This is a genomic window from Caballeronia sp. LZ033, assembly GCF_031451265.1.
Lineage (GTDB): Bacteria > Pseudomonadota > Gammaproteobacteria > Burkholderiales > Burkholderiaceae > Caballeronia.
Map to the genome: position 1 here is coordinate 1,360,159 of NZ_JARUXQ010000001.1, position 25,116 is coordinate 1,385,274.

23 protein-coding genes are annotated in these 25,116 nt (G+C 63.5%); 15 read left to right on the plus strand and 8 right to left on the minus strand.

Features of this window, described 5'->3' with window-relative positions; genetic code table 11:
• Positions 1 to 166: 166 nt before the first annotated feature.
• From QCE62_RS06215 to ltaE, 8 genes are all read left to right on the plus strand, one after another.
• Positions 167 to 922, plus strand: a complete 756-nt coding sequence (locus QCE62_RS06215) for a GntR family transcriptional regulator (RefSeq protein ID WP_309915565.1) — start codon at positions 167 to 169, stop codon at positions 920 to 922.
• A 324-nt stretch (positions 923 to 1,246) separates the two neighbouring features.
• The gene (locus QCE62_RS06220) at positions 1,247 to 2,740 is read left to right on the plus strand and encodes an NCS1 family nucleobase:cation symporter-1 (RefSeq protein WP_309915568.1); all 1,494 of its coding nucleotides are present in this window, start codon (positions 1,247 to 1,249) and stop codon (positions 2,738 to 2,740) included.
• A gap of 67 nt (positions 2,741 to 2,807) precedes the next feature.
• Entirely contained in the window at positions 2,808 to 3,542 is a 735-nt protein-coding gene (locus QCE62_RS06225) for an aspartate/glutamate racemase family protein (RefSeq protein WP_309915572.1), read from the plus strand.
• Between the two features lie 146 nt (positions 3,543 to 3,688).
• The gene (gene puuE, locus QCE62_RS06230) at positions 3,689 to 4,639 is read left to right on the plus strand and encodes an allantoinase PuuE (protein WP_309808114.1); all 951 of its coding nucleotides are present in this window, start codon (positions 3,689 to 3,691) and stop codon (positions 4,637 to 4,639) included.
• On the plus strand, positions 4,636 to 5,157 hold the full coding sequence (uraD, locus tag QCE62_RS06235) for a 2-oxo-4-hydroxy-4-carboxy-5-ureidoimidazoline decarboxylase (RefSeq protein WP_309915575.1): 522 nt from the start codon (positions 4,636 to 4,638) through the stop codon (positions 5,155 to 5,157). The genes puuE and uraD overlap by 4 nt, the downstream gene beginning before the upstream one ends.
• 40 nt (positions 5,158 to 5,197) lie before the next feature.
• Positions 5,198 to 6,211: an allantoicase gene (gene alc, locus QCE62_RS06240; protein WP_309915578.1), complete on the plus strand. Its 1,014-nt coding sequence runs from the start codon at positions 5,198 to 5,200 to the stop codon at positions 6,209 to 6,211.
• Positions 6,208 to 6,711: an ureidoglycolate lyase gene (locus QCE62_RS06245; RefSeq protein WP_309915582.1), complete on the plus strand. Its 504-nt coding sequence runs from the start codon at positions 6,208 to 6,210 to the stop codon at positions 6,709 to 6,711. The genes alc and QCE62_RS06245 overlap by 4 nt, the downstream gene beginning before the upstream one ends.
• Positions 6,712 to 6,816: 105 nt before the next feature.
• On the plus strand, positions 6,817 to 7,821 hold the full coding sequence (gene ltaE, locus QCE62_RS06250) for a low-specificity L-threonine aldolase (RefSeq protein ID WP_309915585.1): 1,005 nt from the start codon (positions 6,817 to 6,819) through the stop codon (positions 7,819 to 7,821).
• Between the two features lie 169 nt (positions 7,822 to 7,990).
• Here ltaE and QCE62_RS06255 read toward each other — a convergent pair whose 3' ends face one another.
• From QCE62_RS06255 to uraH, 3 genes are all read right to left on the minus strand, one after another.
• Positions 7,991 to 8,515: a hypothetical protein gene (locus tag QCE62_RS06255; RefSeq protein WP_309915588.1), complete on the minus strand. Its 525-nt coding sequence runs from the start codon at positions 8,513 to 8,515 to the stop codon at positions 7,991 to 7,993.
• Between the two features lie 887 nt (positions 8,516 to 9,402).
• Positions 9,403 to 10,596, minus strand: coding sequence for a urate hydroxylase PuuD (locus QCE62_RS06260; protein WP_309808121.1), 1,194 nt, complete (start codon positions 10,594 to 10,596; stop codon positions 9,403 to 9,405).
• 87 nt (positions 10,597 to 10,683) lie between these two features.
• Positions 10,684 to 11,037, minus strand: a complete 354-nt coding sequence (gene uraH / locus QCE62_RS06265; RefSeq protein ID WP_309915591.1) for a hydroxyisourate hydrolase — start codon at positions 11,035 to 11,037, stop codon at positions 10,684 to 10,686.
• Between the two features lie 459 nt (positions 11,038 to 11,496).
• On the opposite strand from uraH, the gene QCE62_RS06270 reads away from it, so the two are divergent.
• A complete protein-coding gene (locus tag QCE62_RS06270) occupies positions 11,497 to 12,858 on the plus strand; it encodes an 8-oxoguanine deaminase (protein WP_309915594.1) in 1,362 nt (453 codons plus the stop codon).
• 36 nt (positions 12,859 to 12,894) lie between these two features.
• Here the strand turns inward: QCE62_RS06270 and QCE62_RS06275 are convergent, their stop codons facing one another.
• Positions 12,895 to 13,827, minus strand: coding sequence for a LysR substrate-binding domain-containing protein (locus QCE62_RS06275; protein ID WP_061124662.1), 933 nt, complete (start codon positions 13,825 to 13,827; stop codon positions 12,895 to 12,897).
• A gap of 271 nt (positions 13,828 to 14,098) precedes the next feature.
• On the opposite strand from QCE62_RS06275, the gene QCE62_RS06280 reads away from it, so the two are divergent.
• From QCE62_RS06280 to QCE62_RS06295, 4 genes are all read left to right on the plus strand, one after another.
• Positions 14,099 to 15,670, plus strand: coding sequence for an ABC transporter ATP-binding protein (locus QCE62_RS06280; RefSeq protein WP_309915595.1), 1,572 nt, complete (start codon positions 14,099 to 14,101; stop codon positions 15,668 to 15,670).
• Positions 15,671 to 15,677: 7 nt separating this feature from the next.
• On the plus strand, positions 15,678 to 16,781 hold the full coding sequence (locus QCE62_RS06285; RefSeq protein WP_309915597.1) for an ABC transporter permease: 1,104 nt from the start codon (positions 15,678 to 15,680) through the stop codon (positions 16,779 to 16,781).
• A gap of 21 nt (positions 16,782 to 16,802) precedes the next feature.
• Complete coding sequence (locus QCE62_RS06290) at positions 16,803 to 17,732, plus strand: ABC transporter permease (protein WP_309900712.1); 930 nt, start codon at positions 16,803 to 16,805, stop codon at positions 17,730 to 17,732.
• A gap of 104 nt (positions 17,733 to 17,836) precedes the next feature.
• The gene (locus tag QCE62_RS06295) at positions 17,837 to 18,922 is read left to right on the plus strand and encodes a BMP family ABC transporter substrate-binding protein (RefSeq protein ID WP_309915600.1); all 1,086 of its coding nucleotides are present in this window, start codon (positions 17,837 to 17,839) and stop codon (positions 18,920 to 18,922) included.
• An 81-nt stretch (positions 18,923 to 19,003) separates the two neighbouring features.
• Here the strand turns inward: QCE62_RS06295 and QCE62_RS06300 are convergent, their stop codons facing one another.
• The 4 genes from QCE62_RS06300 to QCE62_RS06315 all read right to left on the minus strand — a co-directional run bounded on the left by QCE62_RS06300 (position 19,004) and on the right by QCE62_RS06315 (position 22,310).
• Complete coding sequence (locus tag QCE62_RS06300) at positions 19,004 to 19,213, minus strand: dodecin (RefSeq protein WP_309832023.1); 210 nt, start codon at positions 19,211 to 19,213, stop codon at positions 19,004 to 19,006.
• Positions 19,214 to 19,468: 255 nt separating this feature from the next.
• Positions 19,469 to 19,960 (minus strand): hypothetical protein, encoded by a 492-nt coding sequence (locus tag QCE62_RS06305; RefSeq protein WP_309915602.1) that lies wholly within the window; start codon positions 19,958 to 19,960, stop codon positions 19,469 to 19,471.
• A gap of 344 nt (positions 19,961 to 20,304) precedes the next feature.
• Positions 20,305 to 20,748 (minus strand): large conductance mechanosensitive channel protein MscL, encoded by a 444-nt coding sequence (gene mscL / locus QCE62_RS06310; protein WP_309808131.1) that lies wholly within the window; start codon positions 20,746 to 20,748, stop codon positions 20,305 to 20,307.
• 182 nt (positions 20,749 to 20,930) lie between these two features.
• The gene (locus tag QCE62_RS06315; RefSeq protein WP_309919669.1) at positions 20,931 to 22,310 is read right to left on the minus strand and encodes a DUF2252 domain-containing protein; all 1,380 of its coding nucleotides are present in this window, start codon (positions 22,308 to 22,310) and stop codon (positions 20,931 to 20,933) included.
• 287 nt (positions 22,311 to 22,597) lie between these two features.
• On the opposite strand from QCE62_RS06315, the gene glgX reads away from it, so the two are divergent.
• On the plus strand, positions 22,598 to 24,808 hold the full coding sequence (gene glgX, locus QCE62_RS06320; RefSeq protein ID WP_309915605.1) for a glycogen debranching protein GlgX: 2,211 nt from the start codon (positions 22,598 to 22,600) through the stop codon (positions 24,806 to 24,808).
• 161 nt (positions 24,809 to 24,969) lie between these two features.
• On the plus strand, positions 24,970 to 25,092 hold the full coding sequence (locus tag QCE62_RS06325; protein WP_309808134.1) for a hypothetical protein: 123 nt from the start codon (positions 24,970 to 24,972) through the stop codon (positions 25,090 to 25,092).
• Positions 25,093 to 25,116: the final 24 nt, after the last annotated feature.

Below are 25,116 nucleotides of genomic sequence, written 5' to 3' on the forward strand. Positions count from 1 at the left end.
GTGCAATGCTGACAAAAACGGAAGTAATGGGCTGAGAGGCCCTTATTTACGGCGTCTCAGCGTGCATGAGCTGCTGAAAACAGTCGATTCGCAGCAATTAATTGAAATTGATTGTTGACAATCATTATGTCGCTTCTAAGATGGTCAACATGCAAGCGAGCACATCATGTCCGACGCCCAGTCCACTGCCGCACTGAATGCCTTATCGAGCGCCCCCGGCAACCCGGGCGCGGCGAATGCCGAGTCGATCGCCGAGAACATCCGCGACGCGATCCTCGAACATCGTCTGGCGCCAGGCGCCAAGCTGACCGAGGCGCAACTATGCGAAGTCTTCGCGGTGAAGCGCGGCACGGTACGTCAGGCGCTGGCGCAACTGGCGAACGAACGGCTCGTCGATCTGGAGCCGAACCGCGGCGCCTTCGTCGCGAGTCCGTCGCTGCAGGAAGTGCATGAAGTATTCGAGATGCGCCGCATCATCGAGCTGGCGGTCGTCGAACGGATCGCGCAGGGGCATGGCACGCGCCGCCTCAAGTCGATCAGCGCGACGATCGGACGGGAGCGCCGCGCCTTCGAAAGCCACGATTTTTCGTCATGGATCCGGCTCTCCGGCGAGTTCCATACGGAGCTCGCGGCGCTCACCGGCAACACGGTGCTGTGCGACTGTCTCGCCGGTCTGGTCGCGCGCTCGACGCTGATCTCGGCGCTGTACGAGTCACTCGGCAAGAGTTCGTGTTCGTTCGAGGATCACGAAGCCATCCTCGCCGCGCTCGACGCAGGTCGCGCACCCGAGGCCGCCGAATTGATGGCCCGCCATCTGCGCGATGTCGAACTGAAGATGCTGGAGCGGCCGGCGCGCGGCGCGGTCGATCTGAGGGAAGTATTCGCAAGGCCCGCCGGACGCGACACGCCGTCCGACACGTAGTAACCACACGATCCAGTCACACCGCGCCCCGTCATATACCGGGCGCGCGGCCAGTCGCATGCGTCGAAAACGCAACGCGCGTTGCATTGAACCGAACGCTCACATGAGCAGCACATGAGCAGCAGATGAACAACCGCCGCCGGGCGGGCGCCAAGGCACATGCCTGAAGCGCTCTCGGCTTCACGCCCGGTGGCGCAAACGCAAATCCAAAGAGTATCGCGCTGCGCCGGACAGGAAAGGACGCCAGCGAAGGTATCCGGCCCGCAAGGGTCTTTCGGGAATCTGCAGTCATTCATCACGCAAGCAGCCAATGAAGGAGACGTCATGGCCCAGTTCAGTGCATCAGGCAGCTCAGCCCTGCCGCAATACGAAGAGCAGGCCCCCGGACACGATCCGGGCATGCCCGCCGGTTACAGCGACCGCCTCTACAACGAAGATCTCGCCCCGCTCAAGAACCAGACCTGGGGCGCCTACAACATCTTTGCCTTCTGGATGTCCGACGTGCACAGCGTCGGCGGCTACGTGTTTGCCGGCAGTCTGTTCGCGCTCGGCTTGACGAGCTGGCAAGTGCTGGTGTCGCTGTTGATCGGCATCGGCTTCGTCAATGTGCTCTGCAACCTGATCGCGAAACCGAGCCAGGTTGCGGGCGTGCCGTATCCGGTCGCATGCCGCGCCACTTTCGGCGTGCTCGGCGCGAACATTCCGGCCGTAATCCGCGGCCTCATCGCTGTGGCGTGGTACGGCATCCAGACCTATCTCGCCTCGAGCGCACTGGTGATCGTGGTGCTGAAGTTCGTGCCTTCGCTGATGCCTTATGCCGATGTCCACAAGTACGGCTTCGTCGGGCTCTCCGCGCTCGGCTGGGCGGGCTTCATGCTGCTGTGGGTGCTGCAGGCCGTCGTGTTCTGGCGCGGCATGGAGATGATCAAGAAGTTCATCGACTTCGCCGGTCCCGCCGTTTACGTGGTCATGTTCATGCTCGCCGGCTACATGGTGTGGCGCGCGGGCATCAGGAACATCGGCCTGAACCTCGGCGGCGTGAAGTATCACGGCATGGAGGTGATCCCGGTGATGATCACCGCGATCTCGCTGGTCGTGTCGTACTTCTCCGGTCCGATGCTCAACTTCGGCGACTTCTCGCGCTACGGCAAGAGCTTCCGCAGCGTCAAGCGCGGCAACTTCTGGGGATTGCCCGTCAACTTCCTGGCGTTCTCGCTGGTCACGGTCATCACCACCGCGGCCACCTTGCCGGTGTTCGGCCAGCTGATTACCGATCCGGTCGAAACCGTCGGCCGCATCGATCATCCGACCGCCGTGATCCTCGGCGCGCTGACCTTCACGATCGCGACCATCGGCATCAACATCGTCGCGAACTTCGTGTCGCCGGCCTTCGACTTCTCGAATGTCGCGCCGAAGCTCATCAGCTGGCGCATGGGCGGCATGCTCGCCGCGACCGCGTCGATCTTCATCACGCCGTGGAACCTGTTCAACAACCCGGCCGTGATCCATTACACGCTGGATATCCTGGGCAGCTTCATCGGACCGCTGTACGGCGTGCTGATTCTCGACTTCTACATGGTCAAGCGCGGCAAGCTCTCCGTCGACGATCTCTACACCGTCTCCGAGCAAGGCCGCTACTGGTACACGAAGGGCGTGAACCGCCGTGCGGTGATGGCGCTGCTGCCGGCCGCCGTGATCGCGATCCTGTGCGTGATGCTGCCGTCGCTCGAAGGCGCTGCGAACTTCTCGTGGTTCATCGGCGCGGGCCTGGGCGCGCTGTTCTATTACTTCCTCGCGGACCGCAAGTATCCGGTCTGATGCCGTGAACCGACAAGAACCAACAGGAACCTGAGAGCCTTTTCGAAGCAGTACGTGGAGAACCGCAATGCGCATCAAACTGATCAACCCCAACACGACGCAGCGCATGACCGACGCGATGGGCCACTGCGCCCGGCAAGTGGCCGCGCCCGGCACGGAGATCGTGGCGGTAAGCCCGACGATGGGCCCGCCGTCGATCGAAGGCTATTACGACGAAGCGGTGGCCTCGCTCGGCCTGCTGGCCGAGATCGAGGCGGGAGAGAAGCAGGGTTTCGACGGCTATGTGATCGCCTGTTTCGGCGATCCCGCCCTGTACGCGGCGCGCGAACTGGCGCGCGGACCGGTGATCGGCATCGCGGAGGCCGCGATGCATGCGGCGAGCGTGATCGCGCCGGGCTTCTCGGTGGTGACGACCTTGCAGCGTACGGTCGGCATGGCGTGGCATCTGGCCGAGCGCTACGGCATGTCGCGCTTCTGCAAGAACGTTCGCGCCACCGACGTCGCCGTGCTCGAACTGGACGAGCCGGGTTCGTCGGCGCGGCAAACGATCATCGACGAATGCCGGCGCGCGCTCGACGAGGACGGCTCGGACGCCATCGTGCTCGGCTGCGCGGGCATGGCGGAGTTCTGCCGCGAAGTGGAGGACGCGGTGGGCGCGCCGGTCGTGGAAGGCGTCACGGCGGCCGTGAAATGGACCGAGGCGCTCGTCGCGCTGAAACTCCATACCGCCAAGCGCGGCGACTACGCGCGGCCGCTGGCGAAGCACTACGACGGCGTGCTGGCCGATTTCAGTCCGCGCTGAGCCTGCAACGGCGCGCCGGCGGGTTCCACATACCGCTGGCGTGACCCGGATTATCTGCCCTGATGTATGGGCGCGTCCGGGTCTTTTGGCTAAACTGAATCGTCAACAATCCCGCTTTTTCAACGCCAGACTGCGAACGCCCAGCCATGTCACACGATCCGAACTATCCACGCGACCTGATCGGCTACGGCCGCCACCCGGTCCAGGCCAACTGGCCGGGGAATGCACGCATTGCCGTGCAATTCGTGCTCAATTACGAGGAAGGCGGCGAGAACTGCGTGCTGCACGGCGATCCGGGCTCGGAACAGTTCCTGTCGGAGATCGTCGGCGCGGCGTCGTATCCGTCGCGTCACATGAGCATGGAGTCGATCTACGAATATGGCTCGCGCGCAGGTGTGTGGCGCATCCTGCGCGAGTTCGAGAAGCGCGGTTTGCCGCTCACCATTTTCGGCGTGGGCATGGCCATCGAACGTCATCCGGAACTGGCGAAGGCGTTCGTCGAACTGGGACATGAGATCGCGTGCCATGGCTATCGCTGGATTCACTATCAGGACATGTCGGCGGAGCGCGAAGCGGAACACATGCGCCTCGGCATGGAAGCGATCGAACGCGTGACCGGCGTGCGGCCGCTCGGCTGGTACACCGGCCGCGACAGTCCCAACACGCACCGGCTGGTGGCGGAGTACGGCGGCTTCCTCTATGACTCGGACAACTACGGCGACGACCTGCCGTTCTGGACCGAAGTGGAGGTGACAGGCGGCGAGAAGAAACCGCATCTGATCCTGCCGTACACGCTCGACACCAATGACATGCGCTTCGCGACGCCGCAAGGCTTCAATACCGGCGATCACTTCTTCACCTATCTGAAGGACGCGTTCGACGTGCTGTACGCCGAGGGCGACGAAGCGCCGAAGATGCTCTCGATCGGCATGCATTGCCGTTTGCTGGGCCGTCCGGGCCGCTTCCGCGGCCTGCAGAAATTCCTCGATCACATCGAGCAGCACGACCGCGTGTGGGTCACGCGGCGCGTGGACATCGCGCGGCACTGGCGCGAGCACCATCCTTTCGATCAATCCAGCAACGGGACGGCGGCATGAAGGCGATGACCTACTCACTCGACCAACTCAATTCCATGCCCGCCGACACCTTCGTGACGGTGCTCGCCGGCATCTTCGAACATTCGCCGTGGGTGCCGGAAGCGGCGGCGCGGCAGCGTCCCTTCAAGGACATCGACACGCTGCATGCGGCGATGTCGCGCATCGTCGAGACGGCGGGCGAAGAGAAGCAGCTCGCGCTGATCAACGCCCACCCGGAACTCGCGGGCAAGGCGGCGGTGCGCGGCGAACTGACCGCCGAGTCGACGCGCGAGCAAAGCGGCGCGGGCCTCGACCTGTGCACGCAGGAAGAATTCGACCGGCTGCAGTCACTCAATACGCGCTATCGCGAGAAGTTCGGCTTTCCGTTCATCCTCGCGGTGCGCGGCTATGACCGGCACGGCATCATCGCGAACTTCGAGCAGCGCGTGCATCACGATCGCGCCGAAGAGCTGCGCACGAGCCTCGACCAGATCTACCGGATCGCCCGTTTCAGGCTGAACGACCTGATCCAGGCTTGATCCGTCTTCACCGCCACGCTCCACGATAAGGACTTGATAAATGGCTATTCCGACACTCGATCCCAACGCACCCGAATTCACGCGCCGCCATGTGAACCTGGCGGATCCGCGTCTGGGCGCGCAGGCACTCGAGGCGAGCGACGATTTCTTCGCGCCGAAGGAGCGCATGCTGAATCCCGAGCCGGCCGTGTTCATTCCCGGCAAGTTCGACGATCACGGCAAGTGGATGGACGGCTGGGAAACCCGCCGCAAGCGTTCGACCGGCTATGACTGGTGCATCGTCAAGCTGGCGCGGCCGGGCGTCATCAAGGGCATCGATCTCGATACGAGCCACTTCACCGGCAACTTCCCGCCGGCGGCGTCGATCGAGGGTGCGCATGTGATCGAAGGCGCGCCGAACCAGTCGACGCAGTGGACCGAGATCGTGCCGTCCACGACCTTGCAGGGCAACAACCATCACTATCTGGACGTGAAGACGGAGCAGCCGTTCACGCATTTGCGCGTGAACATCTATCCGGACGGCGGCATTGCGCGGCTGCGCGTCTATGGCCAGCCGCAGCTCGACTGGAGCCGTGCGGACCGCAATACGCTGGTCGATCTCGGCGCGATGGAAAACGGCGCCTATCTGGTCGGCACCAACAACCAGCACTTTGGCTTGGCGTCGACGCTGCTGATGCCGGGCCGCGGCGTCAACATGGGCGACGGCTGGGAAACGCGCCGCCGACGCGAACCGGGCAACGACTGGTGCATCGTCGCGCTGGCGCAACCGGGCGTCATCAAGAAGGTGGAAGTGGATACCGCGCACTTCAAGGGCAACTATCCCGACCGCTGCTCGCTCCAGGCGGCGTATGTGAAGGGCGGCACGGACAGCTCGCTCGTCACGCAGGCGATGTTCTGGCCGGTCCTGCTCGGCGAACAGAAGCTGCAGATGGACAAGCAGCATTTCTTCGAATCCGAGCTCGAAGCGCTCGGTCCGGTGACGCACGTGCGCTTCAACATCTTCCCTGACGGCGGCGTGTCGCGCCTGCGTCTTTTCGGAACCCTGGCATCATGAAGAAACTCGTCATCGAACCGTTGACGCGCGCTGCATTCGAGCCGTTCGGCGATGTCATCGAGCTCGATGGCGCGAAGCAGATCCCGATCAACCTGGGTACGACGATCCGTTTCCACGATCTGTGCCGTGTCGATGTGACGGACGGCGGCGGTCACGCGATCGTCAATCTCTTTCGCGGGCAGCCGCGCGCGCTGCCGTTCGAATGCACGATGCTGGAACGGCATCCGTTCGGCAGCCAGGCGTTCATTCCGCTGGATGACCGACCGACTCTGGTGGTCGTCGCGCCCGCGGGCGATCTCGACGAAACGAAGATTCGCGCTTTCGTCACGCGCGGCTGGCAGGGCGTCAACTACGCGAAGGGCGTATGGCATCATCCGTTGCTCGCGCTGGACAAGGTGAGCGATTACATCGTCGTCGATCGTGGCGGCGGCGAAGGGCATAACCTCAACGAGCAGGACCTGAGAGAGTCGTTGTGGCTGACTGAAGAAGCCATGCGCTGAGACGCATCGTCGGGCGGACAGGGAAGGACCGGTTGCAGTCGAGCCGGTCCTTTTTGTTTTGGGGCGTTAAGATAGGCGGCTCATTTCCCCGACGACCCACACACGATGATCGATCTGCGCAGCGATACCGTTACCCGTCCCAGTCAGGCCATGCTCGCCGCGATGTCGGCGGCCGAAGTCGGCGACGACGTCTGGGGCGACGATCCCACCGTCCTCAAGCTCCAGGCGACGCTCGCCGAACGCACCGGCAAGGAAGCCGGACTGTTCTTTCCGAGCGGCACGCAAAGCAATCTCGCGGCACTGATGGCGCATTGCGCGCGCGGCGACGAGTACATCGTCGGGCAGGCGGCGCATACCTACAAGTACGAAGGCGGCGGCGCCGCGGTGCTGGGCAGCATCCAGCCGCAGCCCATCGAGAACGCAGCGGACGGCTCGCTGCCGCTCGAGAAGATCGCGGCGGCCATCAAGCCTATCGACAATCACTTCGCGCGCACGAAGCTGCTCGCGCTCGAGAACACCATCGGCGGGAAAGTGCTGCCGGCGTCGTATGTCGACGAGGCGACGCGTCTTGCACGCGCTCGCGGGCTGTCGGCGCATCTGGACGGCGCGCGCGCATTCAATGCGGCGGTGGCGTCGGGCAGGCCGATTGCGGACATCTGCGCGCCGTTCGACAGCGTGTCGATCTGTTTTTCGAAGGGGCTGGGTGCGCCGGTCGGCTCGGTGCTGGTGGGGCCGCGTGCGTTGCTGGACGTGGCGGGCCGCTGGCGCAAGGTGCTGGGCGGCGGGATGCGGCAAGCGGGACTGCTCGCGGCTGCTTGTCTGCATGCGCTGGACCATCATGTCGAAGGGCTCGCGCGGGATCACGAGAACGCCGAGCGTCTCGCCGCGGGGCTTGCGCAGATCGAACCGATCAAGGTGCTGTCGCAAGCCACGAACATGGTGTTTGCGCAGATTCCTGAAACGCATTGCGCTTCGCTGGAGGCGTATCTGAAGGAGCGGGGCATTCTGATGCAGATGCTGTATGCGTCGCGGTTCGTGACGCATCGGGATGTGTCGCGGGAAGATGTCGATACGGTGATTCAGGCGGTCAAGGGGTATTTTGCGCGGTGAGGTGTTTCGATTGCGTATCGGAGAGGCGGGCTCGATGAAATCGTCTGCCTGGTTGAATCGGCTCGGAGGAAAGGGCCGATTCAACCAGCGGTCAGCAGGAGTAGGGAGCATCCGATAGATGCTTCACTCATCCAGGAATTCGATTCCCTTCGGATATGCGAAGTCGAATTCAACGACTGTCGATGTAAAACCCGTCTAGCCGGATCTGCGCCAGATAACCGTCTTCCGTTGCTCCAAACGCAAGCTTTTCATTGATTGCGTACCAGGAGGCCGCAGTGAACCAAGACAGATAGAGCGTGCCGTTTGTGCGTTCGTAGTAGATCCTCGGCTCTTCAATTCCTCCCGCGCGATTGTTTGAATCGACATCCGTCGAGAAGGTGAGTACGGACAGTGGCGCCTCGACATACGGGAAGGTGCAATCAATCCATTGCGCCGGATTCGCCAGAATATCCCAGTCAATCACTCGCTTTCTTGAATCGAGCGCCATTGAGAACGAACTGCCTGTGAGAACGTAGCCACGGGAATGGATACTGAATTGGCAGTCGAGCGCCTGACTTAGCGTCCCGGTGTCTGTCGTAGGTTCGCCATCACCATAAGTAATCTCGCACATCAATGAACAGGCGTTAACATCCCAGTAGCTTTTGACCAAAGGAGGTTCATGCGGTGCCGGCTCTTCCTTGATCATCAGGTTCATTTGATCTGCTTATAGAGAAAATGAAGAATAGTATAGTCTTTCTCGCGTACCAGCACTTCGAGCACATACGCCTTCCCGTTAATCTTGATGGCTTGTTCATACATGGATAACCCTTTCATGTTTCTCGGATCCGGGCCACGCTTTCCAAACATTATTGTGAGTCGCAGGATATGCACGGGCACGAATCGATGGGGGTTTCTCATGTGCGTCAGCGGTTGAGCCGCAAACTTTATTGGTGCACCTGCGCCATCGCAAGATAGCGCGATCGCAATCCGGATAAGGTATGTTCGCCGACAGCCGCCCCTATACCCCGAAGTCCCGAGCGAGTAAAACTTTGCATTCCTGCGCGCCAAAACCCTCCGACCATCAAGATAATGTCGAGTGGATCGAGCAGCGGTGTTTCCAGTGATTTTTCCGTTAAATGCAAGATCCCGCCGAGCGAGTAAATCCGGGAAACGCCCGCAATCTCATCCTGATACCCAATGACGGCGTTCAGATATTCGTCGTAGATTGGTTTCGCCCGTTGTGGGACACCGGGCGGACGCAATTCGAAATGTCAGATGTCACTGGTTTATGCTCATCATCCCAGTGGTACGACGGCTCAGTATGGTCATACTGTACGGACGCTGGAAAATCCATTGTTGACTAACCCGTATCAGAATAAGCGCACAAGCGCGCTATCCAAGCGATACTCTCGCGCCGGATCGAAGGCTGATACACGAATAGTCTTAAAAATACGGATCTGTTCTCGTAAAGCGGTCGCGAACGTATTCGATACCCCGCAATCGGCGCTGCAAAACAAAAACCCCGGTTTCCTGGACCGAAGTCCACCGAACCGGGGTTCCGTTCAAACTTGAACCAGGCTTTTTCAAGCCAGAAGCACCACCTTACTCCACCGCCCCTCCCGCAAACCACGCCGCCACCTTCTGCCGCTCGGCATCGGTCATCTGCGTGACATTCCCCAGCGGCATCGCCTTCAGCGTCACCGCCTGCTGATTCACGCGCTGCGCGTTCTGCTTGATCTCCGCCGGCGTATCCAGCAACACGCCCGCCGGCGCGCTGCCCATCATCGTCGGATGCGCGGAATGACACGTCGCGCAGCGCTGCTGAATGATCGGCTGGATATCCGCGACCTTGATCGTCGGCGCACCGGCGGCCTGCGCGACGGGCATCGTCGGCGCGGGCATCGTCCACGCGAACGCGCCCAGCACCAGCACCAGTCCCGCGACCGGCATGTACCACAGCACCTGGCCGCGATGACGCATCACGAAGAACTGGCGGATCAGCGCGCCGGCCAGCATGATCAGCACCAGAATCAGCCAGTTGAACTTGTGCGTGTAGGTCATCGCATAGTGGTTCGACAGCATCGCGAACACCACCGGCAGCGTGAAATACGTGTTGTGCACCGAGCGCTGCTTGCCGCGCTTGCCGTAGATGGCATTCGGCGTTTCGCCCTTGAGCATCGCGGCGACCATCTTGCGCTGCCCCGGAATGATCACGAAGAACACGTTCGCCGACATGATGGTCGCAATCATCGCGCCGGTGATCAGGTAGGCGGCACGGCCCGCGAACACGTGGCACGCGATGAACGCCGCCACCAGCACATACACGCCTACGCAGATGCCGAGCAGCTTGTCGTTGGTGCCGAGCAGGCGGCACAGCGTGTCGTACACGATCCAGCCGGCCATCAGGAAGCCCAGCGCCGCCGACACCGCGACCACCGGGCCCATGTCCAGCACGCTCTTGTCGATCAGATACGTCGACGGCGACAGCAGATACAGCACGAAGAAGAGGCCGAAGCCGGACATCCACGTCGTGTACGACGGCCAGAACGACCAGTGCAGGTTCTCCGGCATGTCCTGCGGCGCGACGGAATACTTCTGCATGTGATAGAACCCGCCGCCGTGCACGTGCCAGAAGTCGCCGAAGACGCCGCGACGGCGCGCGTTCGGGTCGGTCGGCGGTTTCAGGCTGTTATCCAGGGCGACGAAGTAGAACGATTCGCCGATCCAGGCGATCGCCACGATGACGTGCAGACAGCGCAATACGAGATTGAGCCAGTCGGTGACAAAGCCTTCCATGTACTCCTCCACTACCGATTTGTTTTATGCGCGCCGTCTGCGAGGGGACCAGGGGCAGGGCGCGAAGTCATTGTCTTGAGCGTGTTCTCAGCTGCCGCGATACGTGCTGTACGCCCACGGCGAAACCAGCAGCGGCACGTGATAGTGCGACGCCGCGTCCGCGATGCCGAAGCGCAGCACCACGCGGTCGACGAAGCGTGGTTCGGGCACTTTCACGCCCAGCTTCGCGAAGTAATCGCCCGCATGGAACACGAGTTCGTATTCGCCGATGCGGAATTCGGCGCCTTCGAGCAGCGGCGCATCGGCGCGGCCGTCGTCGTTGGTGTGGATGGTCTTGAGCGCGCGGCGCGAGTCGCCGTCGAGCGCGAACAGTTCGACCTGAAGATGCGCGCCCGGGCGGCCGTGCGCGGTGTCGAGGACGTGGGTAGTGAGCTTGCCCATTCGCAGTTTCCTTGAGTTATGCGAGATCTGGCGGAGCGCTGATCCGAAATTCCGCGTCCCCGGGGCGGGGTGCGTGTGCGGCGGATCGAGGCTCCACGTCAGTGGCTACATACCCGTCGGCGTTTCGGATGCGCGCCGTGTACAGCATTGTAGGAAGTCGCCGCGCGCTGTGCGCCCGCGATAGGAAAGATAATGCCCAACGCATGAGCGCGGTCCGAACAGCCCTCGCGCGCATCTGCCGGGGTCTCCCGGCGATGCTAACCGCGCCAAAAATCAGGAATATATCGGCGGGCTGAGGACGACCATGACGGGAGTCTGATTGCGTCCGAATTTTTGGCTGCGGACAGTGGCAGTGCGCGCACGATATCTGGATACTGTGCCGCGTCCCGAAGACGGCGTCCTGCGCTGGGTAACCGGGGCTTCACCGGACCCCATCACCGTTTTCAGGAGGAACATTCGATGCAAGCCAGAACCCTGTTGGTCAGAAACGCCCACATGCTCGTCACGATGGACGCGCAGCGCCGCGAAATCGCCGACGGCGGCATGTATATCGAAGGCAACCGCATTGTTGCAGTCGGCCCGACGAGCGAACTGCCGTCCACCGCCGACGACATCCTCGACATGCGCGGCCAGCTTGTGATTCCAGGCTTCGTCAACACGCACCATCACATGTACCAGAGCCTGACGCGCGCGATTCCTGCCGCGCAGAATGCCGAGCTGTTCGGCTGGCTCACGAACCTCTACAAGATCTGGGCGCATCTCACGCCGGAGATGATCCACGTTTCCACCCAGACTGCGATGGCCGAGCTGCTGCTCTCCGGCTGCACGACGTCCAGCGACCATCTTTACATCTACCCGAACGGCAGCCGGCTCGACGACAGCATCGCGGCCGCGCGCGAGATCGGCATGCGCTTCCACGCGGCGCGCGGCAGCATGAGCGTCGGCCAGAAGGACGGCGGTCTGCCGCCCGATTCCGTCGTCGAGCAGGAAGACGCGATCCTGAAGGACACGCAGCGCCTCATCGAGACGTATCACGACGCCGGCCGCTACGCGATGCTGCGCGTCGTCGTGGCGCCGTGCTCGCCGTTTTCCGTGAGCCGCGAGCTGATGCGCGACGCCGCGCTGCTCGCGCGCGAACACGGCGTCTCGCTGCACACGCATCTGGCCGAAAACGTCAACGACGTCGCCTACAGCCGCGAGAAATTCGGCATGACGCCCGCCGAATACGCGGAGGATCTCGGCTGGGTCGGCCATGACGTATGGCACGCGCACTGCGTGCAGCTGGATCGCGCCGGTATCGAACTGTTTGCGCGCACCGGCACCGGCGTCGCGCATTGTCCGTGCTCGAACATGCGGCTGGCTTCCGGCATCGCGCCGATTCGCGCCATGCGCGATGCCGGCGTGCCGGTGGGGCTCGGCGTGGACGGCTCTGCGTCGAACGACGGCGCGCAGATGGTCGCGGAAGTGCGCCAGGCCTTGCTCTTGCAGCGCGTGGGCTTCGGCCCCGACGCGATGACCGCGCGCGAGGCGCTCGAAATCGCCACGCTCGGCGGCGCGAAAGTGCTCAATCGCGACGACATCGGCGCACTCGCGCCCGGTATGGCAGCGGACTTCGTGTCGTTCGATCTGGCGCAGACGGCGTTCGCGGGCGCGCTGCACGATCCGGTCGCGGCGCTGGTGTTCTGCGCGCCGTCGCAGGTATCGACGAGCGTGATCGACGGCAAGGTTGTCGTGAAGGACGGCCGCCTGACGACGCTCGATCTCGGCGCGGTCGTCGAACGGCACAACCGTCTGGCGGGCGAGCTGGCAAACCAGGCGTAAAAAGCAGCGGGGCGCCCGAAGGCGCCCCGTGCGGCATCACGGCTGATCGATCAGCGAGCGCGTCGCCTCCGCGACGAGCCCGCGCAGCCAGCGGACTTCATCGGAGTAATGGCAGCGCTCGTGCCACAGCTGGTAGTACTGCATCGGCGGAAAATCCAGCGGCGCGGGCACGACGGCCAGCGGCAGGAAGCGCGCGTAATGATCCGCGAAGAGCCGCGTCGTCGTGAACACGAGGTCCGACTTGATCAGCACGTAAGGCGCGAGATTAAAGTACGGCAGCGTCACGACCACATGGCGCTTGAGCCGCTCGCGCGCCAGATGCACGTCGATCGCGCCGCGCTGGCCGACCGAATAGGGCGTCGGCGCGAGATGCGGGGCGTTCAGGTACTGGTCGAGCGTCAGGCCGCCGCGCTTGGCGAAGGGATGCGTATTGCTGACGAGACAGACGATCTTGTCGACGAACAGATTGGACAGATGCAGTTGCTCGGGCGGTTCGGGCCAGTTGCCGACGACGATATCGAGCTTGCCGTCCTCCAGCGCGAGCTCGTAGTCGAACGCCGGGCCGAGCGAATGAAATTCGAGCGTGGCGTCGGGCGCGGCCTGGCGAAAGCGTTCGACGACCGTCGGCACGAACAGCACGTTGAGATAATCGGGGCAGCCGATGCGATAACACCGGACCGACGTCGACGGGTCGAAGTTGTGCTGCTGCACCTTGATGCGCTCGATTTCGCGCAAGGCGTTCTGGGTGGGTTCGAGGAGGCGCAGGCCGTATTCGGTGGGCACCATGCCGGACTTGCCGCGTACCAGCAGCGGGTCGCCGGTGATGTCGCGCAGGCGACGCAGCGCTGCACTGATAGCCGGTTGCGACTGGTTGAGCTTGACGGCCGCGCGGGTCACGCTGCGTTCCATCAGCAGAGTGTGCAAGACGCGCAATAAGTAAGTATCGATCGCCTCGCGTTGCTGACTCATGTTATCTCCACTATACGTTCTGCCTGATATCAGCAGGGGTTGTCCATATCATTTTTAATATGTAGCAAAAATTTCGTCAAGGTGTGGCTTACCCGCAAAGCCTGGCTGTACGTGATTTGGCGCGTTATTTTGAGTGATCGACTTGGAGACCCGAATTCTGTACATTCTGCCCGCGGCCCGATTTGCGTGACGTCCATTTGTCGCGCGCCGGTTTCGCGGTAACTTTTTCCAGCCTGGCCTGCTCGGTGGCCGGGCGCATCTCTGGATCTCAATGGGCGACGCCATCCAATCGTCGACAACGCCACCGCGCCTGGCGTTGTCAGGCATCAGCAAGCAGTATCCGTCGGTCAAGGCGAACGACGGCGTGAATCTGGTCGTCATGCCGGGTGAAATCCACGCCGTGCTGGGCGAAAACGGCGCGGGCAAGTCCACGCTGATGAAGATCATCTACGGCGCCGTGCGGCCCGACGAAGGCGAGATCCGCTGGGAGGGCGAGGCCATCGAGATCGGCAGCCCGGCGGCGGCGCGCAAGCTCGGCATCGGGATGGTGTTCCAGCATTTCTCACTGTTCGAAACGCTGACGGTGGGCGAGAACATCGCGCTCGCGCTCGACGAAAAGTTCGACATGAAGGCGCTCGGCAAGCGCATTCGCGAGGTGTCGAAAGACTACGGGCTCGATGTCGATCCGCAGCGCCATGTCCACAGCCTGACGGTCGGCGAACGGCAGCGCGTGGAGATCGTGCGCTGCCTGCTGCAGAATCCGCGTCTGCTCATCATGGACGAGCCCACGTCGGTGCTCACGCCGCAGGCGGTCCAGAAGCTGTTCAAGGTGTTGCGCCGGCTCGCGTCCGAGGGCTGCAGCATTCTCTACATCAGCCACAAGCTCGACGAAATCCAGTCGCTTTGCGAGAACGCCACGGTGATGCGCGGCGGCCGCGTGACCGGCAATGCCGATCCGCGCCGTGAGACGCCGGCGTCGCTCGCGCAGATGATGGTCGGCCATTCGCTGCCGGACTACACGCGGCGCGAGCACCAGCCGGGCGAGATCCGGCTCGCGGTGAAGAACCTGTCGGCGGCGAGTCCGGATCCGTTCGGCACCTCGCTCGACAACGTCTCGTTCGCCGTCCACGCGGGCGAGATCTTCGGCATCGCGGGCGTGTCGGGCAACGGCCAGGCCGAATTGCTGGCGGCGCTCTCGGGCGAGATCCGCGACAAGCACGTCGCCGCCGATGCTGTGTCGATCTGCGGCAAGCCCGCCGCGCGCCTGAGTGCGGGCGGACGGCGGCGGCTGGGCTTCGCGTTCGTGCCGGAAGAGCGGCTCGGACGCGGCGCGGTCCCGGCGATGTCGCTCGCGGACAACGGCCTGCTCACGGCCCACAGAGAGAACATGGTGCGCGGCGGCTGGATCCGCTCGGGCGCGGTGCAGGCGTTCGCGGATCGCTGCATCAAATCCTTCGACGTGCGCTGCGGCGGCAGCGGCGCGCTCGCGCAGAGCCTGTCGGGCGGCAACCTGCAGAAGTTCATCGTCGGGCGCGAGATTCTCCAGGAGCCGAAAGTGCTGGTGGTCGCGCAGCCCACCTGGGGCGTCGATGTCGGCGCGGCGGGCTTCATCCGACAGCAACTGCTCGATCTCGCGGCGCGCGGCGTCGCGATTCTCGTGATCTCCGAGGAACTGGAAGAACTCTTCGACATCTGCGACCGGCTCGCGGTGATCGCGGGCGGCAAGCTCTCGCCGGTGCGCCCGACCAGCGAGACCAACGCGGAAGAGATCGGCCTGTTCATGGCCGGCCTGTTCGACGGCAAGCGCGCGCAGGCGGCCGAACTCGATTCACTCCCGAAGTAAGCGAACGATGATCTTTCCCTATCGACTCGAAGCGCGCCCGACGCCGTCGCGCGCCATGCAGCTTGCCGTGCCGGTGGTCGCCGCGGTCGCGACGCTCGTCATTGGCTTTTTGATTTTCAGCCTCGTCGGCCAGGATCCGCTGCGCGCGATGCACGCGTTCTTCATCGAACCGCTGTCGAGCGTCAACGGCTGGTCGGAACTCGTGCTGAAGGCTTCGCCGCTGTGCCTGATCGGTCTGGGTCTCGCGGTCGGCTATCGCGCGAACGTGTGGAACATCGGCGCGGAAGGGCAGATGCTGCTGGGCGGCATCGTCGCGGGCGGGATCGCGATCCATGCCGGCGATGCCTCAGGCTGGTGGACGCTGCCGCTGATGATGGCGGGCGGCGTGATCGGCGGCATGTTGTGGGCGGCGATTCCGGCGTTGCTCAAGAGCCGTTTCAACACCAACGAAATCCTGACGAGCCTGATGCTCACCTACGTCGCGGCCCAGTTGCTGATCTATCTGGTGAGCGGCCCGTGGCGCGACCCGGACGGCATGAACTTCCCGATCTCGGCCATGTTCGGCGACGACGCGCTGTTCCCGCGCCTCTACGGCGACTGGCACTGGGCGTGGCTCAAGGGCACGCGCATCAACGCGTCGGTGTTTCTCACGGCAATCGCGATTCCCTGCGTGTGGGTCTTCATGCGCAAGAGTTTCGCGGGCTTCCGGATGAACGTCGGCGGCCTCGCGCCGCTGGCCGCGCGCTATGCCGGCTTCTCCGACAAGAAGACCATCTGGACCTCGCTGCTGCTCTCGGGCGGCCTCGCGGGCTTGGCCGGCATGGGCGAGGTGGCCGGGCCGATCGGCCAGCTGCAGGCGGGCTGGTCGCCCGGCTATGGCTTCACGGCGATCATCGTCGTGTTCGTCGGCCGGCTGCATCCGGTGGGCATCGTGCTCGCGAGTCTGCTGATGGCGCTGCTCTATCTCGGCGGCGAAGCCGTGCAGACCTCGCTGCAACTGCCGCAGGCGCTCGCGGGCGTGTTCCAGGGCCTGCTGCTGTTCTGCCTGCTCGGCTGCGATCTCTTTGTGAACTACCGCATTACGCGGCGTTCGGCGCATCACACCGCTTAAGCTTAACGAGAGCAGAAGACCATGGATATCAATCAGGCCAGCAACCTCGCCTCGAGCGCCGTCATCGCCGCGATCCCGCTGATGTACGCCGGCGCGGGCGAACTCGTCGCCGAGAAGTCGGGCGTGCTCAACCTCGGTGTGGAAGGCATGATGCTGATGGGCGCCGTCACCGGCTACGCCGTCACCGCGATCACCGGCAGCCCGTGGCTCGGCATTGTCGCCTCGGTGTTCGCCGGACTCGCGATGGCCCTGCTGTTCGGCTTTCTCACCATCACGATGCTCGCCAACCAGGTCGCCACCGGCCTCTCGCTGACGATCTTCGGCATTGGCTTCTCGGCCTATGTCGGCAAGCCGTACACCTCGGCGGCGGTGCGCGCGAGCATCGACGTGATGCCGATTCCCGGCCTTTCGTCGATTCCCGTGCTCGGCCCGGCGGTGTTCTCGCTGACGCCGCTCGGCTATCTCGCGTTCATCATGTTCGCGGTGATCGGCTGGTTCCTCTACAAGACGCGCGCGGGGCTCGTGCTGCGCTCGGTCGGCGAATCGCCGGCGGTCGCGCATTCGGTGGGCTTTCCTGTCGTCGGCGTGCGCTACGGCGCGACGCTCTTCGGCGGCGCGATGGCCGGCATCGCGGGTGGCTATTACTCGATCGTCTATCTGCACGTCTGGCAGGAGCAACTGACCTCGGGTCGCGGCTGGATCGCGCTCGCGCTCGTCGTGTTCGCGACCTGGCGGCCGGGACGCCTGCTGATCGGCGCGCTGCTGTTCGGCGCGGTGATGGCGTTGCAGTTCTACGCGCAGGCCATCGGCGTGCCGGTGCCTACACAGTTTCTCGCGATGCTGCCGTACATCGCGACGATCGTCGTGCTGGTGCTGATCTCGCGCAACCCGAACACGATCAAGCTCAATGCGCCGGCGTCGCTGGGCAAGCCGTTTTTCGCGGCGAGCTAGCGGTCCGTCACGGCACGCCCGGCGGTTTCGTCCGTTTTTTTGGCCGACCACACTCTGTCACACGCACAACCGATTCACACACAACATCGACCAGGAGAATCACAATGAATAAACCATGGCTCAAGGCCGTCGCCGCGACGGTCGCGCTGTCGGCCAGCGTCGCCGCGATGAGCACGCAGGCCGCCGACGCGCCGGGCGTCGCGTTCGTCTATCTCGGCAATCCGGGCGATGCCGGCTGGACCTTCGCACACGACGCGGGCAGCAAGGAAGCCGAAGCGAAGTACGGCAGCAAGATCAAGATCACGCGCGTGGAGAACGTGCCGGAATCGGCCGACTCGGAACGCGTGTTCCGCGATCTCGCCAACAAGGGCAACAAGGTGATCTTCGCGACGAGCTTCGGCTATCAGGACTTCGCGCTGAAGGTCGCGAAGGACTTTCCCGACACCACGTTCCTGACGGCCACCGGCTTCAAGAAGGCGAAGAACTTCGGCACCTATGACGTGCGCATGTACCAGGGCGCGTATCTCGCGGGCGTCGCGGCCGGTTACGTGACGAAGACCAACACGCTGGGCTTCGTCGCCTCGGTGCCGATTCCGGAAGTGGTCCGCAACATCAATGCGTACACGCTGGGCGCGCGTTCGGTGAATCCGAAGATCCACACGAAGGTCATCTGGATCAACAGCTGGTTCGATCCGGGCAAGGAAAAGCAGGCGGCTGAAACGTTGATCGGCCAAGGCGCCGACGTGCTGTTGCAGAACACGGATTCGAACGCGACGCTCAACACGGCCGCCGAGAAACACGTGTATGCCTTCGGCTGGGATTCGAACATGAAGAAGTTCGGCCCGAACGCGCATCTGGGTTCGGTGGTCGCGCACTGGGGCGTCTATTACAACGACGTGATCCAGAAGGTGATCGACGGCAAGTGGAAGAACGATCCGGTGTGGCTCGGCATTCCGCAGAAGGCCGTGGACCTCGAAGACCTGAATACCGGCGTGATTCCCGCGAAGGCGGTGCAGGCCGTCGCCGCGAAGCGTGACGAAATGCATGGCGGCAAGTGGGATGTGTTCAGCGGTCCGATCAAGGATCAGTCGGGCGCGGAGAAGGTGCCGGCCGGCAAGACGCTGACGGATCCGGAACTGCAACGCATCAACTGGTATGTGGAAGGCGTGGACGGTTCGCTGCCGAAGTAAGGATGCTGGCTGCCGTCGAAACAAAAGCCGCGCTTCGTTGTGAAACGAAGCGCGGCTTTTTGCATCCGGCGTGTGAACGCGTCAATCCTCGAGGCGGATGCCGACCTTGAGCGTCACCTGCCAGTGCGCGACCTTGCCGTCCTCCACGTGGCCGCGCGTTTCCGTGACTTCGAACCAGTGAATGTTGCGCAGCGTCTTCGAGGCTTTGGACAGCGCGACGCGCACGGCGTCGTCGCTGGACTGGGGCGAGGAACCGGTGAGTTCGATCTGCTTGTAGACGTGTTCCGACATGGTGTTCTCCGTTCTTGATGATGGGCGGCGCGAATGGCCGGTGGCGTCGCGAGAAGCTTGCAATGTCGTTGCAGCAAGGCGCGCGCCATTGTCTGCGGCGGCGCGCGGCTTCCATTAGAGAACATGCAGGCGTGCGGGAATAGTCGGGGTTTGCGCGAGGGACGTGCCTGAACCCAGGCCCTGAACGCATCGGGCCTCGCAGGGAGGCCCGATCGTTTCATGCTGCTTCACGCTACCGGAGGTTCGGAAGAGAACTCAGCGCAGCGGACGCGATGCAGCGTCGCCCGCATCCTGCCGGCGCGCGCCGCGCCGCCTGCGCGCCGAGACGGTCGCGCCGAAGTCGTTCAGGATCTGGGTGCGCGCGCGGCTTGCGAAAACCAGGAAGCCGAAGCCGTTGGCTTCATACCAGTAGCCGCCGTTCTCGAGTCCGTCGAGCGGTTGTTCGAGCGCATTGGTGATGGATTCGACACAGCGCCGGTGCAGTTCATCGATGGCCGGATAGGGCGGCTGGGCGCCGCGCACGCTGCACAGGAGGACATCGAGTCCGGGCAACGCATGGGCATAGAGCACCGGTTCGTCCTGCGCGCGAGCGCGCGCGATCTTGGTGTCTAGCTGACCGAAAGGCCTGAAATGCCGGAGCACGGCGAGAAACGACTCGTCGCCGTCGGCTTTCACGCGTCTACGCTTTTTCGGGAAGGACATAAAAACTCGCCTGAAAAAGAATTGCAAGAAACGCAGCGTCCTCATGCGGCCACTCCCGTCTTGCGCGCCGCACGTCGATCTTTTATAGCGCATCGATGTGAATAGGTCACGGTGATTCGGGCCAAGGATCACGACCGGCGATTTGCACGGCCTCCTGCCTGATTGCACGATCCTGGCGCACGATTCATGCCGTTGACCGATTGGCGGCCCGCTTGGCATCCATCTGGGCATCGAATCCCAATAATAGTCCCGCTCCTGCCCGCAAGAACAGCTTTCGTAAAGAAAAAAGCGGCAGGGCGCACTAATGGACACCCACGGAAGTGGGCTGCTGTGGTTGGAGACCCGCGCACGCCGCGCGGGTTCCTGAAAATCTCAATCCACAGGCGTGGCTAGACGCGCGGCGCGTTCTTCAGTTCGTCGCGGATTTCGCGCAGCAGCAGCACATCTTCCGGCGTGGACGGCGGCGGGGCGGCTTCGGTGGGCTTGCGCAGGTTGTTGATGAACTTGACCATCAGAAAGATGATGAACGCGAGGATGATGAAATTGATCAGCACCGTGATGAACGAGCCGTAGCCGAACACGGCCACGCCCGCGGTCTGCAGGTCCTTGTACGAATCCGGGTTGCCCTTGAAGGTTGGGGGTATGGGCCCGAGTTTGATGAAGAGATTGGAAAAGTCGAGGCCGCCGGTGGCGAGGCCGACCACCGGCATGATCAGGTCTTTCACAACGGAGTTGACGATCGTCGAAAATGCGCCGCCGATGATGACGCCGACCGCGAGGTCCATGACGTTGCCCTTCAGGGCGAAGTTCTTGAATTCTTCGATCATGCTCATGCGCGGCTTCCTCCAGTTGAAGTTCGAAACGATGAATCGGGGTAAGGCGACAGCAAGGGCTATGCCATTGAAACGCCGGCGAGCCGCGCCGCGTCGGGCATTGCGGCGTGGACAGCGTCCATGATAGTCAATTCGACTGGGAGCCGCCCGCGCACCGCACATCTCATCCTGCTGCCCAGGCGTTACTTCGCCGGCACGCGTCCCTGGCTGATCGCCGCGCAGAACGCGGCGTGATCGGCCACGGTCTGCGCGCCATAGCGCTCGGCCCAGGTCGCATAGGCGGCATCGAGCCGGTCCGAACTGCCGCAATAGCCGGCAATGAGCGCAGCATCGCCCGTGCGGGCGTGGGCGCGCGCGAGCAGCATGCCGAGGCACCAGGCGTAGAAATCGAAGGTGGCGCCGTGCAGCCAGTCCACCGGAATCGAGCCGCGAATCTGCTTCATCTGGCGTACGTAGAAGTCGCGGCCGGAGATCGTGGTCCAGCCGAGCAGGGCGTCCGACGAGCTCTGCATCAGCCGCTGACCGTGCACGACGCGCCGTCCCTGATGCTGGTACGGCTCGTCCAGCGGCGGCACGAACGGCGCTGCGGCCGGCACGATGCCTTCCTTCACCTGCACGAACAGCGGATCGCCGAGCGCGCGGCCGAGCATCAGCACCAGGTAGGCGCGCGTGCCGACGCTGCCCACGCCGACCACCCGGTGCGCGACATCCGCCACATCATAGCGTTCGAGCATCATGCGCCACTCGCCGGCGATGGTCTGCAGATAGGCCTTCAGGCCATCGATCACATGATTTTTCTCGGCGGCGTCGAGTTGCGTGAGGATCGGCGGATCGACCTTGAAGCGATAGCCCTTGCCCACCGGCTCGGCGACCTTCGCGAGCATGGTCGCGTGCGAGCGCTTCATCGCGCGCTCGACGGTCTTCTCGATGGTGGCTTTCTCGTGAGCGTCGAGCCGGGTCGGCGCATCCATGTGCAGGGCGCTCGCGTAGCTGCGCATCTGCCAGAGATCGTACGGATTCACCTGCCAGAGCGTCGCCATGGTCGTGCGATAGCCCGCGCACGCTGACCGCACCGCGCGCTCGCGTCCGGCCGCGTCCACGCCGTTCTCGCGCGCCGCGACATTGATGCTCGCAGTCAGGCGTTTCAGGTCCCATTCCCACGGTCCGACGAGCGTCTCGTCGAAGTCGTTCAGATCGAACACCACGTCCTGACGCGGCGTGCGGAACAGGCCGAAATTATTGATATGGGCGTCGCCGTCGATGATGACGTTGTGCCCGATCGAAGGCGATTTCGCCAGGTCCCATGCCATCACGGTGGCGGAGCCGCGCAGGAATGCGAACGGTGACTCCGCCATGCGCTGCATGCGCAGCGGAATGAGCCGCTCCTGCCGGCCGGCGTTGCCCGCGAGGACGCGCTCGACCGGATCGGGCCGGGCAGGGTCTGGCTGCCATGCGGCGTGCTGCTCGAACGGCACCGCGTCGCGCAGCGCGCGCCCGGCGGCGCGGCTGGCTTCGGCCGTGCCGCCGGCCTGGGGATTCGTCGGAGTGGAACCGGGGCGCATGGACAAGGCAGGTTCTCCTTGGGACTTGAATGCGGTGAAGCGTCGGGCAGATGCGCAACGGTGTCATGGACAGGCACGTTTTACACGCTGTACGCGTCGGGCGGACGGCAGCGCACACGAGCACGCGGCGCATCCACGTCCAAGGGAGCGCCAGCAAGCCGCGCGCCGTGCCCTTCCATGGGCACGCAAAATGCTGTTTTCGATCCGCCTTACACGTCCGCAATGCACGCAGCACACACCGTACGATCCCGACGCCGCGCGCGTCATTACTCGAATCCGATCATCTCATGCCGAACGAATTCCGCATTGCCGAAGGCTCCCCATTTCCGCTCGGCGCCACCTGGGACGGTAACGGCGTCAACTTCGCGCTGTTTTCCGCGAACGCCACCCGGGTCGACCTGTGCCTGTTCGACGAGAAAGGCGAACAGGAACTGCAGCGCATCGAACTGCCCGAATACACCGACGAAGTCTGGCACGTCTATATCCCCGACCTCAAGCCCGGCGCCGTCTACGGCTATCGTGTGCATGGTCCTTACGAGCCGGAAGCCGGCCATCGCTTCAACCCGAACAAGCTGCTGCTCGACCCGTACGCGAAGGCGCATGTCGGCGAGCTGAAATGGGACCCGGCCGTGTTCGGCTATACGCTGCTCGCCGAAGGCGACGATCTCACCTTCGACGAGCGCGACAGCGCGCCCTTCATGCCGAAGTGCCAGGTCGTCGACCAGAGCTTCTCCTGGACGCACGCCACACGCGTGCGCGTGCCCTGGGAACACACGATCTTCTATGAAACCCACGTGCGCGGCTTCACGAAGCGCCATCCGGCGGTGCCCGAGCACCTGCGCGGCACCTTCGAGGGCCTCGGCCAGAAGGAAGTGGTGGAGTACATCAAGAGCCTTGGCGTGACATCGGTCGAACTGCTGCCGATTCACGCGTTCGTCAACGACAGCCATCTCACCGACAAGGGCCTGACGAACTACTGGGGCTACAACACGATCGGCTTCTTCGCGGCGGACCCGCGTTACTTCGCGCGCGGCGCGGGCGTCGTCGCCGAATTCAAGGAGATGGTGGACCGTCTGCACGAAGCCGGTCTCGAAGTGATTCTCGACGTGGTCTACAACCACACGGCGGAAGGCAACGAGCGCGGCCCGACGCTGTCGTTCCGCGGCATCGACAACGCGTCGTACTACCGGCTGATGCCGGAAGAGTCGCGCTATTACATCAACGATACCGGCACCGGCAACACGCTGAACCTGTCGCATCCGCGCGTGCTGCAGATGGTCACCGACAGCCTGCGCTACTGGGTCACGGAGATGAACGTCGACGGCTTCCGCTTCGACCTCGCGACGATTCTCGGCCGCGAGCCCTACGGCTTCGACGAAGGCGGCGGGTTCCTCGACAGTTGCCGTCAGGATCCGATTCTGTCCAGCGTCAAGCTGATCGCCGAGCCGTGGGATTGCGGCCCGGGCGGCTATCAGGTCGGCGGTTTTCCGCCGGGCTGGGCCGAGTGGAACGATCGCTATCGCGACACGGTGCGCGCTTTCTGGAAGGGCGACGAGGGCGAAGCGCCCGAGCTGGCGACGCGCATGACCGCGTCCGGCGACAAGTTCAACAAGCGCGGCCGGCGTCCGTGGGCGAGCGTGAACTTCATCACGGCGCACGACGGCTTCACGCTGAACGATCTCGTCTCCTACAACGACAAGCACAACGAGGCGAACGGCGAAGACAACAAGGACGGCCATTCGGATAACAAGTCGTGGAACTGCGGCGCCGAAGGCCCGACCGACGATGAAGAGATCCGCACGCTGCGCGAGCGCCAGAAGCGCAACCTGCTGGCGACGCTGCTCTTTTCTCAAGGGACGCCGATGCTGCTGGCCGGCGACGAGTTCGGCCGCACGCAGCAGGGCAACAACAATGCGTATTGCCAGGACGACGACATCAGCTGGGTGAACTGGGATATCGATGAAAACGGTCTCGCGCTCACCGAGTTCGTGCGCAAGCTGACGACCTTGCGGCATACGCTGCCGGTGCTGCGCCGGCAACGCTTCCTGACCGGGGAATATCGCGAGGATCTGCAGGTCGCGGATGTCCGGTGGCTCAGTCCGAGCAGCGACGAGCTGACGCAGGAGCAATGGGACGATCCGAACATGCGCTGCTTCGGCGTGGTGATGGACGGGCGCGCGCAGGCGACGGGCATTCGCAAGCCGGCGTCGGATGCGACCTTGCTGCTGATCGTGAATTCGTACCACGATGTCGTCGACTTCACGCTGCCGGACGTTCCGGGACCGGACGAGTGGATCTGTCTGATCGACACCAACGCGCCGGTCCGCGAGGAGCTGCCGGTGTTCGGTTCCGACGATGTCTACCAGGTGACGGGCCGCTCGCTGCTGCTGTTCGCGCTTCAGCCGCGCGGCGCGACGCGACGCATCTTCAAGCGCCTGGAAGAAGCGCTGACGGATGAGATCCCGCCGCAGGACGAGTCGAAGCCGACGGATCAGTAAGACGGCAGGTGAGTCGCTGATCGGCGGGGCGGTATCATGCGATCTTTGCGATGGCAATCGAAGGCGGCGCGAGCCGCCTTCTTTTTTTCTCCGATTTCGCCGATGGCCGCTTCAACCTTGCCTGACCGCGCGCGGTTTCTCTGCCGCGCCGCGCGCGCCGCATGATGCTGCGAACGCTGCTCTATCTCGCGAACTGGGATCAGCTCGAACGGATCTGGGCGTTCGTCGTCGGCTTCTTCAAGTTCCTGTGGGGCCTGCTGCGCTTTCTCGGCGGAGGCGGCTGAACGCGCCTGTTACTCGCGCCAAAA

Bases quoted from the DNA above. Each gene is read 5' to 3' on its own strand.
- QCE62_RS06215 (WP_309915565.1), top strand. From the start codon at position 167: ATGTCCGACGCCCAGTCCACTGCCGCACTGAATGCCTTATCGAGCGCC.
- QCE62_RS06220 (WP_309915568.1), top strand. From the start codon at position 1,247: ATGGCCCAGTTCAGTGCATCAGGCAGCTCAGCCCTGCCGCAATACGAA.
- QCE62_RS06225 (WP_309915572.1), top strand. From the start codon at position 2,808: ATGCGCATCAAACTGATCAACCCCAACACGACGCAGCGCATGACCGAC.
- puuE (WP_309808114.1), top strand. From the start codon at position 3,689: ATGTCACACGATCCGAACTATCCACGCGACCTGATCGGCTACGGCCGC.
- uraD (WP_309915575.1), top strand. From the start codon at position 4,636: ATGAAGGCGATGACCTACTCACTCGACCAACTCAATTCCATGCCCGCC.
- alc (WP_309915578.1), top strand. From the start codon at position 5,198: ATGGCTATTCCGACACTCGATCCCAACGCACCCGAATTCACGCGCCGC.
- QCE62_RS06245 (WP_309915582.1), top strand. From the start codon at position 6,208: ATGAAGAAACTCGTCATCGAACCGTTGACGCGCGCTGCATTCGAGCCG.
- ltaE (WP_309915585.1), top strand. From the start codon at position 6,817: ATGATCGATCTGCGCAGCGATACCGTTACCCGTCCCAGTCAGGCCATG.
- QCE62_RS06255 (WP_309915588.1), bottom strand. From the start codon at position 8,515: ATGAACCTGATGATCAAGGAAGAGCCGGCACCGCATGAACCTCCTTTG.
- QCE62_RS06260 (WP_309808121.1), bottom strand. From the start codon at position 10,596: ATGGAAGGCTTTGTCACCGACTGGCTCAATCTCGTATTGCGCTGTCTG.
- uraH (WP_309915591.1), bottom strand. From the start codon at position 11,037: ATGGGCAAGCTCACTACCCACGTCCTCGACACCGCGCACGGCCGCCCG.
- QCE62_RS06270 (WP_309915594.1), top strand. From the start codon at position 11,497: ATGCAAGCCAGAACCCTGTTGGTCAGAAACGCCCACATGCTCGTCACG.
- QCE62_RS06275 (WP_061124662.1), bottom strand. From the start codon at position 13,827: ATGAGTCAGCAACGCGAGGCGATCGATACTTACTTATTGCGCGTCTTG.
- QCE62_RS06280 (WP_309915595.1), top strand. From the start codon at position 14,099: ATGGGCGACGCCATCCAATCGTCGACAACGCCACCGCGCCTGGCGTTG.
- QCE62_RS06285 (WP_309915597.1), top strand. From the start codon at position 15,678: ATGATCTTTCCCTATCGACTCGAAGCGCGCCCGACGCCGTCGCGCGCC.
- QCE62_RS06290 (WP_309900712.1), top strand. From the start codon at position 16,803: ATGGATATCAATCAGGCCAGCAACCTCGCCTCGAGCGCCGTCATCGCC.
- QCE62_RS06295 (WP_309915600.1), top strand. From the start codon at position 17,837: ATGAATAAACCATGGCTCAAGGCCGTCGCCGCGACGGTCGCGCTGTCG.
- QCE62_RS06300 (WP_309832023.1), bottom strand. From the start codon at position 19,213: ATGTCGGAACACGTCTACAAGCAGATCGAACTCACCGGTTCCTCGCCC.
- QCE62_RS06305 (WP_309915602.1), bottom strand. From the start codon at position 19,960: ATGAGGACGCTGCGTTTCTTGCAATTCTTTTTCAGGCGAGTTTTTATG.
- mscL (WP_309808131.1), bottom strand. From the start codon at position 20,748: ATGAGCATGATCGAAGAATTCAAGAACTTCGCCCTGAAGGGCAACGTC.
- QCE62_RS06315 (WP_309919669.1), bottom strand. From the start codon at position 22,310: ATGCGCCCCGGTTCCACTCCGACGAATCCCCAGGCCGGCGGCACGGCC.
- glgX (WP_309915605.1), top strand. From the start codon at position 22,598: ATGCCGAACGAATTCCGCATTGCCGAAGGCTCCCCATTTCCGCTCGGC.
- QCE62_RS06325 (WP_309808134.1), top strand. From the start codon at position 24,970: ATGATGCTGCGAACGCTGCTCTATCTCGCGAACTGGGATCAGCTCGAA.